Source organism: Novosphingobium rosa NBRC 15208, from assembly GCF_001598555.1.
Classification (GTDB): Bacteria; Pseudomonadota; Alphaproteobacteria; order Sphingomonadales; family Sphingomonadaceae; genus Novosphingobium; species Novosphingobium rosa.
Genome location: NZ_BCZE01000011.1, coordinates 1 through 12,235 on the forward strand (window position 1 = coordinate 1; position 12,235 = coordinate 12,235).

At 63.9% G+C, this 12,235-nt stretch carries 11 protein-coding genes, 2 tRNA genes and 1 pseudogene; 1 reads left to right on the forward strand and 13 read right to left on the reverse strand.

The annotated features are described in order from the left end of the window. The 8 genes from SR3_RS05345 to SR3_RS05380 all read right to left on the reverse strand — a co-directional run. Positions 1 to 304: Ku protein (locus SR3_RS05345; RefSeq protein ID WP_305778509.1), on the reverse strand; the 304-nt coding region annotated here is incomplete at its 3' end. A gap of 496 nt (positions 305 to 800) precedes the next feature. Then, a tRNA-Lys gene (locus SR3_RS05350) sits at positions 801 to 876 on the reverse strand. Positions 877 to 951: 75 nt separating this feature from the next. Continuing rightward, positions 952 to 1,027, reverse strand: a tRNA-Lys gene (locus tag SR3_RS05355). 123 nt (positions 1,028 to 1,150) lie between these two features. Then, entirely contained in the window at positions 1,151 to 2,275 is a 1,125-nt protein-coding gene (gene rodA / locus SR3_RS05360; RefSeq protein ID WP_068081844.1) for a rod shape-determining protein RodA, read from the reverse strand. Then, positions 2,272 to 4,347, reverse strand: coding sequence for a penicillin-binding protein 2 (gene mrdA / locus SR3_RS05365; protein ID WP_068081850.1), 2,076 nt, complete (start codon positions 4,345 to 4,347; stop codon positions 2,272 to 2,274). The genes rodA and mrdA overlap by 4 nt, the downstream gene beginning before the upstream one ends. Positions 4,348 to 4,349: 2 nt before the next feature. Further along, positions 4,350 to 4,901, reverse strand: a complete 552-nt coding sequence (gene mreD, locus SR3_RS05370; protein ID WP_068081853.1) for a rod shape-determining protein MreD — start codon at positions 4,899 to 4,901, stop codon at positions 4,350 to 4,352. After that, positions 4,898 to 5,857 carry a rod shape-determining protein MreC gene (gene mreC / locus SR3_RS05375; RefSeq protein ID WP_068081856.1) on the reverse strand — a complete coding sequence of 320 codons (960 nt, stop codon included), beginning with the start codon at positions 5,855 to 5,857 and terminating at the stop codon, positions 4,898 to 4,900. The genes mreD and mreC overlap by 4 nt, the downstream gene beginning before the upstream one ends. 122 nt (positions 5,858 to 5,979) lie before the next feature. After that, complete coding sequence (locus tag SR3_RS05380) at positions 5,980 to 7,026, reverse strand: rod shape-determining protein (protein WP_068081858.1); 1,047 nt, start codon at positions 7,024 to 7,026, stop codon at positions 5,980 to 5,982. Between the two features lie 282 nt (positions 7,027 to 7,308). Here SR3_RS05380 and mutL point away from each other — a divergent pair, with 282 nt between their 5' ends. Continuing rightward, positions 7,309 to 9,135, forward strand: a complete 1,827-nt coding sequence (gene mutL, locus SR3_RS05385) for a DNA mismatch repair endonuclease MutL (RefSeq protein WP_068081936.1) — start codon at positions 7,309 to 7,311, stop codon at positions 9,133 to 9,135. Between the two features lie 65 nt (positions 9,136 to 9,200). Here the strand turns inward: mutL and SR3_RS05390 are convergent, their stop codons facing one another. The 5 genes and pseudogenes from SR3_RS05390 to rplY all read right to left on the reverse strand — a co-directional run. Continuing rightward, on the reverse strand, positions 9,201 to 9,656 hold the full coding sequence (locus SR3_RS05390; protein WP_068081860.1) for a MaoC family dehydratase: 456 nt from the start codon (positions 9,654 to 9,656) through the stop codon (positions 9,201 to 9,203). After that, entirely contained in the window at positions 9,656 to 10,759 is a 1,104-nt protein-coding gene (ychF, locus tag SR3_RS05395) for a redox-regulated ATPase YchF (protein ID WP_068081862.1), read from the reverse strand. The genes SR3_RS05390 and ychF overlap by 1 nt, the downstream gene beginning before the upstream one ends. Beyond that, the gene (locus tag SR3_RS05400; RefSeq protein ID WP_068081864.1) at positions 10,759 to 11,175 is read right to left on the reverse strand and encodes a GNAT family acetyltransferase; all 417 of its coding nucleotides are present in this window, start codon (positions 11,173 to 11,175) and stop codon (positions 10,759 to 10,761) included. Before SR3_RS05400 ends, ychF begins: the two co-directional genes overlap by 1 nt. Further along, positions 11,175 to 11,741, reverse strand: a complete 567-nt coding sequence (gene pth / locus SR3_RS05405) for an aminoacyl-tRNA hydrolase (RefSeq protein WP_068081867.1) — start codon at positions 11,739 to 11,741, stop codon at positions 11,175 to 11,177. Before pth ends, SR3_RS05400 begins: the two co-directional genes overlap by 1 nt. Before the next feature lie 135 nt (positions 11,742 to 11,876). Further along, positions 11,877 to 12,164: pseudogene (gene rplY / locus SR3_RS05410) on the reverse strand (50S ribosomal protein L25); the annotation flags it as partial. Positions 12,165 to 12,235: the final 71 nt, after the last annotated feature.

Below are 12,235 nucleotides of genomic sequence, written 5' to 3' on the forward strand. Positions count from 1 at the left end.
CGGACGGCTCGACGAACTGCACAAGATCGAGCGTCTTGCGGCTTTCGACCTGGGCCGCCTCGATCTCCTCATCGTCGAGCAGGATGTACTCGTCCTTGCTCACCTCATAGCCGCGAATGATCTCGTCTCGGTCGACAGGTCCGACGCCGGGGGCCACCTTCTCATAGCGGATCCGCTTGCCGGTGCGCTCGTGGATCTGATGAAAGCTGATGGCGGCGCCTGATCGCGTAGCCGGATAGACCTCCACCGGGATGGACACCAGGGCGAGCCGGATCTGTCCTTGCCAATAAGCGCGTGTGGGCATGAGCCACCTCCGTCAGAAGGAAGTGTGGGGTGAGAGGCAGGTTCCCAGCTGAACTCGGCGTCTGATTCGCTCCCGGGGAAATTTCGATCTGATTCGGCCTCAAACCTCATCGGCGTGGTCAAGTAGCCACATGAGAGGCAGGCAACGCCGATTTTTCTGATGTAACCCAGCGAATCGGGTGGCAGCCAACCGATCAGCTGTCTCGCAGCAGAACAAGCATGCCTATTCAAGTAATTGGAATAAAATGGAAAAAGGGCCTTGTGATTACATGGCGATTACGTGGTCCATGGAATCCAGACCACCCTACTGGCGCGTAGGAATGTCAGTTGAGAGAATTTTCAGATGAAAATGCGGCTAATTTGCCCCTGGAGGGAGGTCTACGCCCACATTCGCCACGATTGGCGCCTGTTCGCCAAAACTTGATTACGTGGCGATTACGTGGGACTGCCGCAGGGGGCTCCCCGAGGGATAGCATTCTGCTAAGTTATTGAAAAAATGGTGGACGCACTAGGGCTCGAACCTAGGACCCGCTGATTAAGAGTCAGCTGCTCTACCAACTGAGCTATGCGTCCACACCTTGGCAAACCCGAAAGGCATGCCCTGAGCCGGATGGTATTCCCTCAACCCGAAGGCAAAGAGAGAAGCGATGGTGGACGCACTAGGGCTCGAACCTAGGACCCGCTGATTAAGAGTCAGCTGCTCTACCAACTGAGCTATGCGTCCATTCCGTCGCTTGGGAGAAGGCTTTTCAGTCTGTCTCCCCGGCTGGGAGACGCCCCTTTAACGGCTGAAATTTTCCCCGCAAGTGATTCGTGCGAAAAAATGACAAAAAGGCGAAAAAAGCTTTCAGTTCAACGAGCCGCCCACGCGGCTCCACTTTTCGATGGCCATCAGCACGCCCACGCAGAGCATGTTGGTCATCATCGAGGAGCCGCCATGGCTCATGAAGGGCAGGGGGATGCCCACCACGGGCGCCAGACCCATCACCATCATCATGTTGATCGCCACATAGAAGAACATGGTGGCGGTCATCCCGGCGGCCAGCAGCTGCGAGAAGCGGTCCGGCGCGCGCCGCGCCACGCCCATGCCCCAGCGGAACAGCACCACGAAGAAGATGAACAGCACGAACAGCCCGCCCATCATGCCCCATTCCTCGCTCATGGTGGCGAAGATGAAGTCGGTGTGTTTTTCGGGCAGATATTCCAGATGGCTCTGCGAGCCATTGCCGAAGCCCTTGCCGAAAAAGCCTCCCGAACCGATGGCGATCTTCGACTGGGTGATGTGATAGCCCGAACCGAGCATATCGCTCTCCGGGTCCATGAAGACCATCACGCGCTTGCGCTGATAGTCATGCAGCGCGAAAAAGAAGGCCAGCGGGGCGATGATGGCGCCGGCCAGACCGCCGCCCACAAACCACCACACCGGCACGCCCGACATGAAGATCACCACCACCGCGCCAAAGCAGATGGCCAGCGCTGTGCCCAGATCGGGCTGCAGGATCACCAGTGCGGCGGGCACCGCCAGCAACATGCCCGGCGGCAGCAAAGCGCGCCAGGTGCGGATCATCGATGGCGGCAGATTGGCGTAGAAATGAGCCATCACCAGCACGATGGCCGGTTTCATCAGCTCGGAGGGCTGCAGGTTCATAAAGCCGATGTTGAGCCAGCGCTGCGAACCGCCGCCGATCTTGCCGACCGCCTCCACCATCACCAGCAGCACCACCAGCAGCGTGTAAACCGGGTAGGCGGCCTGCCTGAGGCGATCGCGTGACAGGCGCGAGACCAGGATGGCCAGCCCGGCGAAGACCACGAAATGAATGAAGTGGATCAGCGCCCATGGGCCGAGCCTGCCTCCGGCGGCCGAATAAAGCACGGTCGAGCCGAAGATCGTCAGCGCGCCCAGAGCGCTCAGCACGGCCCATGGCAGGCGGCGCAGCGGCTCGGGGATGATGGAACGGCTGCTGCTGCTCATGGCTGGCCTGCGGGCTTGGGCGCGGCCGGGCTGGCTGCCGGAGCGGGCGCTGCTGGCGCCTCGGCAACGGGCTCTGGTGCCGGGCTGGCTGCCTCGGACTGGATCGGCTGTGGTGGCTGGGCATTGTCCGCCGGGCCGGCCACGGCGCTTTCCACGGCCTCGTCGCTGTTGTCCACCTGAGGCGCCGAAACGCCATATTGCGCGGCATAGCTGCGATATTTGGCAGCCATGCGCTCCTGAGGCGTGCCGCCCCAGCCCTTTTCCAGCGGCGCCAGCACATCCATGCCCTTCTGCTTGTCGAAGAGATAGGTCATGATGTCGCGCGCTACCGGAAAGGCGGCGTGGGAGCTGCCGCCATGCTCCATCAGCACCGCGCAGGCATATTTCGGATTGTCGAAAGGCGCGAAGCAGATGAAATGGCCATGGTCGCGGTGCTTCCACGCGCCGATCTTGCCGTTGCCGCCGTTCATGTTGAGGCCAACGACCTGCGCCGTGCCGGTCTTGCCCGCCATCTGGATGTTGGGGAAGGGCAAGCGCGCTTCGTGCGCCGAACCGCGCCCGTTCACCACCTCGAACATGCCGGAACGGATCACATCGAGATGCTCCTTGGGCACGCCGAAAGGTTCATGCGCGCGGATCGGGTCATTGGCCATCAGGCGCGGGAAGACGATGTTGCCGCTGGCGATGCGGCTCGCCGCCACCGCCTGCTGCAAGGGGTTCACCAGCATATAGCCCTGGCCGATGGTGGCGTTCACCGTGTCATAGATGGCCCAGGGCTTCTTGTACTTCTTTTCCTTCCAGGCCGGATCGGGCACGGTGCCGAAGGACTGGTTGGGGAAGGGCAGGTCGAACTTGCCGCCATAGCCCATGCGGTGGAGCATCCTGGCGATGTTATCCATGCCGATCTTCTGCGCGAAATAATAGAAATAGACGTCGCAGGACTGATAGATGCCCTTGTACATGTTGGTGGGGCCATGGCCGTGGTGCTGCCAGCAGTGGAACACGCGGTTGCCCACCTGAAGCCCGCCATTGCAGTTGACGGACTCGTTCGGGTCCAGCCCCGCCTCAAGGAAAGAGAGAGCGACTGTCGGCTTCACCGTCGATCCGGGCGGGAACAGGCCATGCAGGATCTTGTTGCGCAGCGGCACATGATCGTCATCGGCCAGCATCTTCCATTCCAGACGCCCCACGCCATCGGTGAAGCTGTTGGGATCGAAGCTGGGCATCGAGACGAAGGCCAGAATGTCGCCGGTATGGACGTCCATCACCACGCAGGCGCCGCTGTCGGTGCCGATGCGGCGGGCGGCATATTCCTGAAGGCCCGCATCGATGGTCAGGTGGATCGGCTTGCCGGGCACATCCTCGCGCGTGTCGAGATCGCGCACGATCTTGCCGCCTGCCGTCACTTCGGAGCGGCGGGCGCCCGGCGTGCCGCGCAATTCGGCGTCGTAGCGCTTTTCGAGGCCATCCTTGCCGATCTTGAAACCGGGCGTGATGAGCAGCGGATTATGCTCCTTGGCGTAATCCTCGGCATTGGCGGCGCCGACATAGCCCACCAGATGGCCCACGCAGGGCCCGGCGGGATAGAAGCGCGAGAAGCTGCGCTGCGGGATGATCCCCGGCAGATCGGGCTGACGCACCGAAACAGCGGCATAGAGATCGGCGGAAAGATGCTCGCCCGCCGCCACGGGCTGGAAGCCGCGCGCCTTCTCCAGCTTGTCCTTGATGTCCTGCAGATCGATGGGGGTGAGCTGCAGAATATGCGCCAGCTCGTCGAGCGTCTTGTCCTTGTCGATCAGCCGGTCGGGGATGATGTCGACGCGGAAATCGGCGCGGTTGCTGGCGATGGGCTGGTTGTTGCGATCGAGAATCCAGCCCCGGCGCGGCGGGATCAGCGAGAGATTGACGCGGTTGCTCTCGCTCATCATCTGATAGCGGGCGTTTTCAAACAGCGCCAGATAGCCAAGGCGCGTGGCCAGGGCGACGCCGATGCCGCCCTGAAGCGTGCCCAGAATGATGCTGCGCCGGTCGAAGGAATTGCGCAGGATGGCAGGAGTAATATGCTTGGGCATTCTCAGGAAACCACGCGATAACGCCGCAGACGCCAGCGATCCATCGCCGCCACCGCGCGGCCGACCAGCGGATAGACCAACACCGAAAGCCCGATCTGCGGCGCGACCAGCAGCGGCAGGAGTATACCTCCGGCAGGATTAACCATGGCTGCATTGGCGATGCCAAGGCCCAGCAGAACATAGGCCGCGATCATCAGGGCCGCCACCAGCCATTCGGTGAGGAAGTTGCGCCATGGAAAGCGTGCCTCGATCACATCGAGCGCCAGCATCGTGGCAGACCACAAGGTGATCGCGCTGCCCATCGGCTGCCCGCTGACCAGATCGTCGAACAGGCCAAGGATCGCGCCGCTCCACACCGGTAGCAGGCCGGGGCGCAGCTGCCGCCACGCCAGCAGCATCAGAAAGCCGAAGGGCGGTATGACCGGCGCCGAGGCGATCACCGGCCACAGCGGCAGGCAGGAGGCCAGCACGATCGCCGCCCATGGCGTGATATAGGCCAGAATGGGCGAATATCCGTTGAGCAACCGGCGCTTTTTCGCAGCTTCGGCGATCATGGATGGTGCTTTTTGGCATCCGCCGCGCCCGTTTTGGGGCTTTTCGGCGCCTTGGGCTTCTTGGGCGGAGGCGGCGGCACGTCGGGCGTGGGCGGCGGCAGCGTGGGATCGGCGGTTGGCTCCCAGGCGGGCTGCACGGTCACCATTTCGCTGGCTGCGGGATCGCTCAAGGGGCGGGCGATGGCGCCGTCATGCGTCAGGCTGACGACCTGCGCCATCGGCGTGCCCGGCCAATAAAGCCCGCCCGCGCCCGAGGTGACGAAGACGTCGCCCTTCTTGAGCGGGTTCAGGCCCAGCGACAGCAGGCGGACCTGCAAGGTGCCGTCGCCCTTGCCATTGATGAAGGCGGGCGTGCCATCGCTGGCGCGGCGCACGGGCACGGTGCTTTCGGTGTCGGTGATCAGCAGGATGCGCGCGGCCATATGGCCCACTTCCAGCACGCGCCCGACCAGCCCCTGAGCGGTGCGCACCGGCATGCCCGATTGCACGCCCTGAGCGCCGCCCGCCGAAATCGTGGCATAGCGCCGCGTGGACGAGGCCGTCGAGGCGATCAGCCAGGCATTGGCCAGCGCCTGTGGCGTATCGCTCAGCAGATGGAGCTGATCCTTCAGGCGGCGGTTTTCATCCACCACGGCCTGGGTTTCGATGGCGCGGGTGCGCGCCAGCGCCACTTCACGGCGCAAACGGGCGTTTTCGGGGCCAGAGGTCAGGAAACCACCCGCCACGCTCAGCGCGTCGCCCGCGCCCGCGCGGGTCTGGGCGCCGATGCGGGCTGCCGGGGCCTGCACATCGGCGGCCACCATATGCATCCAGCCAAAGGCCGAATGTCCGAACACCGAACTGGCCAGCACCGCCCCGCCACCCAGCACACCCAACACTCCGGCGACATAGGCGGCGAATGTGCTGTATTGCGCCTTGCGCGAATAGCTGGTGCGCCGGTTGACTGGCGGCGCCATGGCTGATCCCATTCCTTGCTCACACGGCCCCGCGCGCGACACTGCACCGGACCGCTCTTTCAAAACCTGTCTCGCCCGCCACTGCAAGGGCGGCGGGCAATCAAAACGGCAGTCTGTGCCGATCAGGCGTTCATCAGCACGCCGCGATAGATCGGATCTTCCATCGCCCGGCCAGTGCCAAGGGCCACGCAGGACAGCGGATCCTCGGCGATGGAGACGGGCAGGCCGGTCTCTTCGCGCAGATATTCGTCCAGACCCTTGATCAGCGCGCCGCCGCCCGTCAGCATGATGCCCTGATCGACGATGTCGGCCGCCAGCTCAGGCTGGGTGTTTTCCAGGGCGATGCGCACGCCTTCCACGATCTGGCCGATGGGTTCGGCCAGCGCTTCGGCGATGTTGGCCTGGCTGATGGTGATTTCCTTGGGCACGCCATTGACCAGATCGCGACCCTTGAGGTTGATCGTCTCGCCAATGCCGTCAGCCGGGATACGGGCGATGCCGTAATCCTTCTTGATGCGCTCTGCTGTGGCTTCGCCGATCAGCAGGTTGTGATGGCGGCGCACGTAAGAGACGATGGCTTCGTCCATCTTGTCGCCACCCACGCGCACGCTGGTGGTGTAGGCCAGCCCGCGCAGCGACAGCACGGCGACCTCGGTGGTGCCGCCGCCGATGTCCACCACCATGCTGCCGACCGGCTCGGTGACGGGCATATCGGCGCCGATCGCGGCGGCCATGGGTTCAAGGATCAGATAGACCGCGCTGGCGCCCGCATTGCTCGCCGCGTCACGGATGGCGCGACGCTCCACGCTGGTGCTGCCCGAGGGGACGCAGATCACGATCTCGGGATAGTTGAGCAGGCTGCGCTTGCCATGCACCTTGCGGATGAAATGCTTGATCATTTCCTCGGCGATTTCGATGTCGGCGATCACACCGTCACGCATCGGGCGGATGGCCTCGATGTTGTCGGGGGTCTTGCCCATCATCATCTTGGCGTCGTCACCCACGGCCTTCACCGACTTGACGCCATTGATGGTTTCAATTGCCACCACGCTGGGTTCGTTGAGGACGATGCCGCGATCCTGCACATAGACCAGCGTGTTGGCTGTGCCCAGGTCGATGGCCATGTTTTGCGAACCGAACTTGAAGAATCGCTGAAGGATGGACGGCATTGAAAAATCCGTGAAATTGTCGGCTCTTTCCCGTTACCAACGGGTTGGAACCGGCAGAGCGTTGCGGGTGATGGCGGCTCCTTAGCGCAAGCCGCGCGAAAGGGGAAAAAATTTATCTGCGCAGGTGCGAAATGATACACCGCTCCGGCGCATTCAAAAACCGCTTTATCGTGGTGCGAGCGCAAGTTGCGCCAAGGTGATATCGCAGTGCGATAGAAGCGACGTGTGGAAAGCTGGTTTTGGATGCGTGTGCTTCGCGCCCGCATGGCTTATACCATGCCGATGCCTGTTATTCGCCGCCTGCCCGATACGCTCGTCAACCGCATTGCCGCAGGGGAGGTGGTGGAGCGCCCCGCCTCTGCCCTGAAGGAGCTGGTGGAGAACGCCATCGATGCCGGATCGCGCCAGATCACCATCGCGCTGACGCAGGGCGGGCTCGATGGCATCGAGGTGACCGATGATGGCTGCGGCATGAGTGCTGACGATATGGCGCTGGCGCTGGAGCGCCATGCCACCTCCAAGCTGCCCGATGAGGCCATCGAACTGGTGTCCACGCTGGGTTTCCGGGGCGAGGCCTTGCCCTCGATTGCCTCGGTGGCGCGGCTGACGGTGGAAAGCCGGGTGCGCGGCAGCGCCGAGGGCTGGCGCCGTGTGACCGACCATGGCGCCGTCACCGATGAAGGCCCCGCCGCCTTGCCACCGGGCACGCGCATCCGGGTGGAGGATCTGTTCGGCAAGATCCCGGCGCGGCGCAAGTTTCTGCGCAGTCCCCGCAGCGAATATGCCGCCTGCCTCGATGTGGTGAAGCGCCTGGCCATGGCGCGGCCCGAGGTGGGTTTCGTGCTGGAGCATGACGGGCGCCGCGTGCTGGCGGTGCAGCCGGGCGAGACGGCCCCGCAACGCGTGGCGCGCATCGTGGCGCGCGAACTGGCCGATGATGGCGTGGTGATCGATCTGGAGCGCGGTGAGGTGCGCCTGACGGGCGTGGCGGGCCTGCCCACCTTCAACCGCGGCGTGGCGGATCACCAGTATCTTTTCGTCAATGGCCGCCCGGTGCGCGACAAGCTGCTGGTCGGCGCGGTGCGCGGGGCCTATGCCGATATGCTGGCGCGTGACCGCCATGCGGTGCTGGCGCTGTTTCTCGATGTGCCGCCGCCCGATGTCGATGTGAATGTCCACCCGGCGAAAACGGAAGTGCGCTTCCGCGATCCGGCCTTTGTGCGCGGCTTTATCGTTTCGGGCCTGCGCCATGCGCTGGAGGGGGCGGGGCAGAAATCGGCGCAGACCCCTGCTGCTCCGGCCATGGCCAGCTGGCAGGTGGAGCCGATTGCGCCGGTGCAGCCGCGTCTGGAAAGCCTGTTCGCGCGGCAATATGCGCCAGCGCCCGGCTTTACCCCGCCCGCCAACCGGGTAAGCGAGGCGGGCGCGGCATGGCGCGGCTATGAGGCGCAGGTGATGGCGCCCGCCCAGCCCGGGCTGATGGGCCGCGCCGAAGTGGCCGAGGCGCCGGTGCCCGCAGTGGTGGAGCATCCTTTAGGCGTGGCGCGCGGTCAGGTGGCAGAGACCTATATCATCGCCGAGGCCAGCGACGGTCTGGTGATCGTCGACCAGCATGCCGCGCATGAGCGCATCGTGCTCGAACGCCTGCGCGCGGGCGGGGCGGGAGACAAGATCACGGCCGCCCAGGCCCTGCTGATCCCCGAGGTGGTCGAATTGGAAGAGGTCGATTGCGACCGACTTGAGGAAGCCGCCGGGGTGCTGGCCGGTTTCGGCCTGTCGCTGGAGCGTTTCGGCCCCACCGCCATGCTGGTGCGCAGCGTGCCTGCCGCTTTGGGCAAGGGCAATGTGCAGGCGCTGGTGCGCGATGTGGCCGACGATCTGGCGGCCAATGGCGCCGCGCTGCTGCTGGAAGAGCGGCTCGATCTGGTGCTGGCGACCATGGCCTGCCACGGCAGCGTGCGCGCGGGCCGCGTGCTCAATGTGGCCGAGATGAACGCCCTGCTGCGCGAGATGGAGGTGACCCCGCGCTCAGGCCAGTGCAACCATGGCCGCCCGACATGGGTGAAGCTGGCCCATGGCGATATCGAGAAGCTGTTCGGGCGGAAGTAGAACCTGAGCATCGTGCGAAAAAGTGGGAACCGGTTTTTCGCTTGAAACGATGCGACAACAAAAATCTAGGGCTCCCGCACCGCCACCATGCCAGTGGCCGAATAGGTCATCACCGGTTCGCCATGCTGGTTCAGCACGGTGAAAGTCTGGTTCAGCAGGCCCATGTCGGGGCGGGATTTGCTGCGGCGCTTGTCCAGCGTCTGCATTTCCATGGTCAGCGTGTCGCCGGGATAGACGGGCTTGAGCCAGCGCAACTGCTCGATCCCAGCGCCGCCCATGCCGGCATAGCCGACCTGCTCGAAATAGCGGGCCAGCATGCCCATCGACATTGAGCCGGTCTGCCAGCCGCTGATGGCGAGGCGGCCGAAATGACTCCTGGCCGCCGCCTCATCGTCCAGATGGAAGGGCTGGGGATCGTATTTCGTGGCGAAATCGATCGCTTCCTCGCGTGAGACCTCGGCGTGGCCGAAGCGGATCACCGCTCCGACCTCAATGTCCTCGTAGAAGACGCCTTGCGCCATCAGACGTTGAACTTGAAATGCAGGACGTCGCCGTCCTTCACCACATAGTCCTTGCCTTCCTGGCGCAGCTTGCCGGCCTCGCGCGCGGCGCTTTCGCCGCCCAGCGTGACGTAATCGTCATAGGCGATGGTTTCGGCGCGGATGTAGCCGCGTTCGAAATCGGTGTGGATGGCGCCGGCGGCCTGCGGTCCCTTGGCGCCCTTGTGGACGGTCCAGGCGCGGGCTTCCTTGGGGCCGACGGTGAAGAAGGTCAGCAAGCCGAGGAGTTCGTAACCGGCGCGGATGATGCGGGCGAGGCCCGTTTCCTTCAGGCCCAGTTCGCCCAGAAATTCGGTGCGCTCCTCGGCGTCCATGCCGACCAGATCGGCCTCGATGGCGGCCGAGACGATCACGGCGGTGGCGCCCTCGGCCTTGGCCTTGGCGAAGACCTTTTCGGAGAAAGCATTGCCGGTGGCGGCGCTTTCTTCCTCGACGTTGCAGACGTAAAGCACCGGCTTGGCGGTCAGCAGCTGGGCTTGGGCGAAGACGCGGGCCTCATCCTCATCCTTGGGCTCGGTGAGGCGGGCGGGCTTGCCCTCGCGCAGCAGTTCCAGCGCCTGACCCAGCACGGAAGCCACGATCTTGGCCTCCTTGTCACCGCCGGTGGTGGCGCGCTTCTGGGCGGCGGGAACGCGCTTTTCCAGCGATTCCAGATCGGAGAGCATCAGCTCGATCTCGACGGTTTCGGCGTCCGAGATGGGATCGACGCGGTTGTCGACATGCTGGATGTCGTCATTCTCGAAGCAGCGCAGCACGTGGACGATGGCGTCCACCTCGCGGATGTTGCCCAGGAACTGGTTGCCCAGACCTTCACCCTTCGACGCGCCGCGCACCAGCCCGGCGATGTCCACGAAGGAGAGCTGCGTGGGGATAATCTTCTGGCTGCTGGCGATTTCGGCCAGCTTGTCCAAACGCGGATCGGGCACGCCGACCTGGCCGACGTTCGGCTCGATGGTGCAGAAGGGATAGTTTGCCGCCTGCGCCGCCTGCGTTTCGGTCAGCGCGTTGAACAGGGTGGACTTGCCGACATTGGGCAGACCCACGATACCGCATTTGAAACCCATTATACGTCCTTCCTGAGCCACCGGGCGTAGACCGCCACAGGCTGCTTTTCCCAGCCGAGATGTTCATACAGCCCGGCGGCTTCATTTCCTTCGCGCACCATCAGCTCCACTTTGGGGCAGCCGAGTTGCGCGAGCCAATCCTGTGCCCGTTCGAGCAATTGCGCCGCGATGCCTTCCCCGCGTCGATCAGGCAAGGTGGCAAGATAATAAATCCAGCCGCGATGCCCTTCAAACCCCGCCATCACCGTGCCGGTCAGCACCTCGCCATCATGAGCAAGCCAGATCGTGCTGGTGGGATTGCCCAAAGCCAGAGCGATATCGGCGTGAGGATCATTCCATGGCCGCGTCAGCCCGCAGGTCTGCCACAGGGCGGCAATCGCCGGGCTGTCCTGCAAAAGGGCTTCGCGCAGATCCATCAGGCCAGCCGCAGCGAGACATCGTTCATAAAGCGCACGTCATCGCCCTTGGCCAGCCATTCGGCCTCCGATGCGACGGCGCCCAGCATATCGGCCAGATCGTCGATCTCCGCCTTGGCATAATTGCCCAGCACATGGCCATGGACGCGATCCTTGTGGCCCGGATGGCCGATGCCCAGCCGGATCCGGCGGAACTCCGGCCCCATATGCTGGTCGATCGAGCGCAGGCCATTGTGCCCGGCATGGCCGCCGCCGCGCTTCACCTTCACCTTCATGGGCGGCAGGTCCAGCTCGTCATGGAAGACGGTGAGGGCGGAGACGTCCAGCTTGAAGAAGCGCATCGCCTCGGCCACGGCGCGGCCGCTTTCGTTCATGAAGGTGGCGGGTTTGAGCAGGATCACGCGTTCGGTGCCGATGCGGCCATCCTGCACCCAGCCCTGGAATTTCTTCTGCACCGGGCCGAAACGGTGGATGTCCGCGATCACGTCGCAGGCCATGAAGCCGACATTGTGCCGGTTCATCTTGTATTGGTCGCCGGGGTTACCCAGCCCAACCCACAGTTGCATGGCGTAAATCCATCAGGTCAAACGCCGGGAGCGAAGCGCCCCAAGCAAACGAAAGGCGGGAAAGACAAGGCGCTATGGCCGTCTTTCCCGCCTTTGTCATGCATCCCTTTGCAGGGATGCCCACGCAGCTTAAGCGCGCAGGAAGTCCGCGTGCAGCGGGCGGTCGCTCACCGGGTGGAAAGCGACGTCCTTCGGGGTCGTCTTGATGGTCTGGCCATCGACAACGATCTCGATCGCCGAATCAAAGAACTTGCCAGTGTTCAGCTGGCGCACCAGTTCCTTGGCTTCGACGTGGACGGCCAGGGGCTCGGCCCCGCCACCATAAACAACCACGGGCACACGACCTTCACGACGCAGGCTGCGGCTGGCTCCCTTGCCAGTCTTCGCACGCGTCTCGGCCGGCAGGGTCAGCGTATCGCTCATAACACTTGCCTTTCGAAAGAATGATAGACTTTAACACTCCCGCCACGCCTCCAGGGATGACCATGACGGGA

What these genes read in the sequence shown, in the direction of transcription:
- SR3_RS05400 (WP_068081864.1), bottom strand. Translation starts at nt 11,175, where the DNA reads ATGGATCTGCGCGAAGCCCTTTTGCAGGACAGCCCGGCGATTGCCGCC.
- SR3_RS05380 (WP_068081858.1), bottom strand. Translation starts at nt 7,026, where the DNA reads ATGCCGTCCATCCTTCAGCGATTCTTCAAGTTCGGTTCGCAAAACATG.
- pth (WP_068081867.1), bottom strand. Translation starts at nt 11,741, where the DNA reads ATGCAACTGTGGGTTGGGCTGGGTAACCCCGGCGACCAATACAAGATG.
- rodA (WP_068081844.1), bottom strand. Translation starts at nt 2,275, where the DNA reads ATGAGCAGCAGCAGCCGTTCCATCATCCCCGAGCCGCTGCGCCGCCTG.
- mutL (WP_068081936.1), top strand. Translation starts at nt 7,309, where the DNA reads ATGCCTGTTATTCGCCGCCTGCCCGATACGCTCGTCAACCGCATTGCC.
- mreC (WP_068081856.1), bottom strand. Translation starts at nt 5,857, where the DNA reads ATGGCGCCGCCAGTCAACCGGCGCACCAGCTATTCGCGCAAGGCGCAA.
- SR3_RS05390 (WP_068081860.1), bottom strand. Translation starts at nt 9,656, where the DNA reads ATGGCGCAAGGCGTCTTCTACGAGGACATTGAGGTCGGAGCGGTGATC.
- mrdA (WP_068081850.1), bottom strand. Translation starts at nt 4,347, where the DNA reads ATGCCCAAGCATATTACTCCTGCCATCCTGCGCAATTCCTTCGACCGG.
- mreD (WP_068081853.1), bottom strand. Translation starts at nt 4,901, where the DNA reads ATGATCGCCGAAGCTGCGAAAAAGCGCCGGTTGCTCAACGGATATTCG.
- ychF (WP_068081862.1), bottom strand. Translation starts at nt 10,759, where the DNA reads ATGGGTTTCAAATGCGGTATCGTGGGTCTGCCCAATGTCGGCAAGTCC.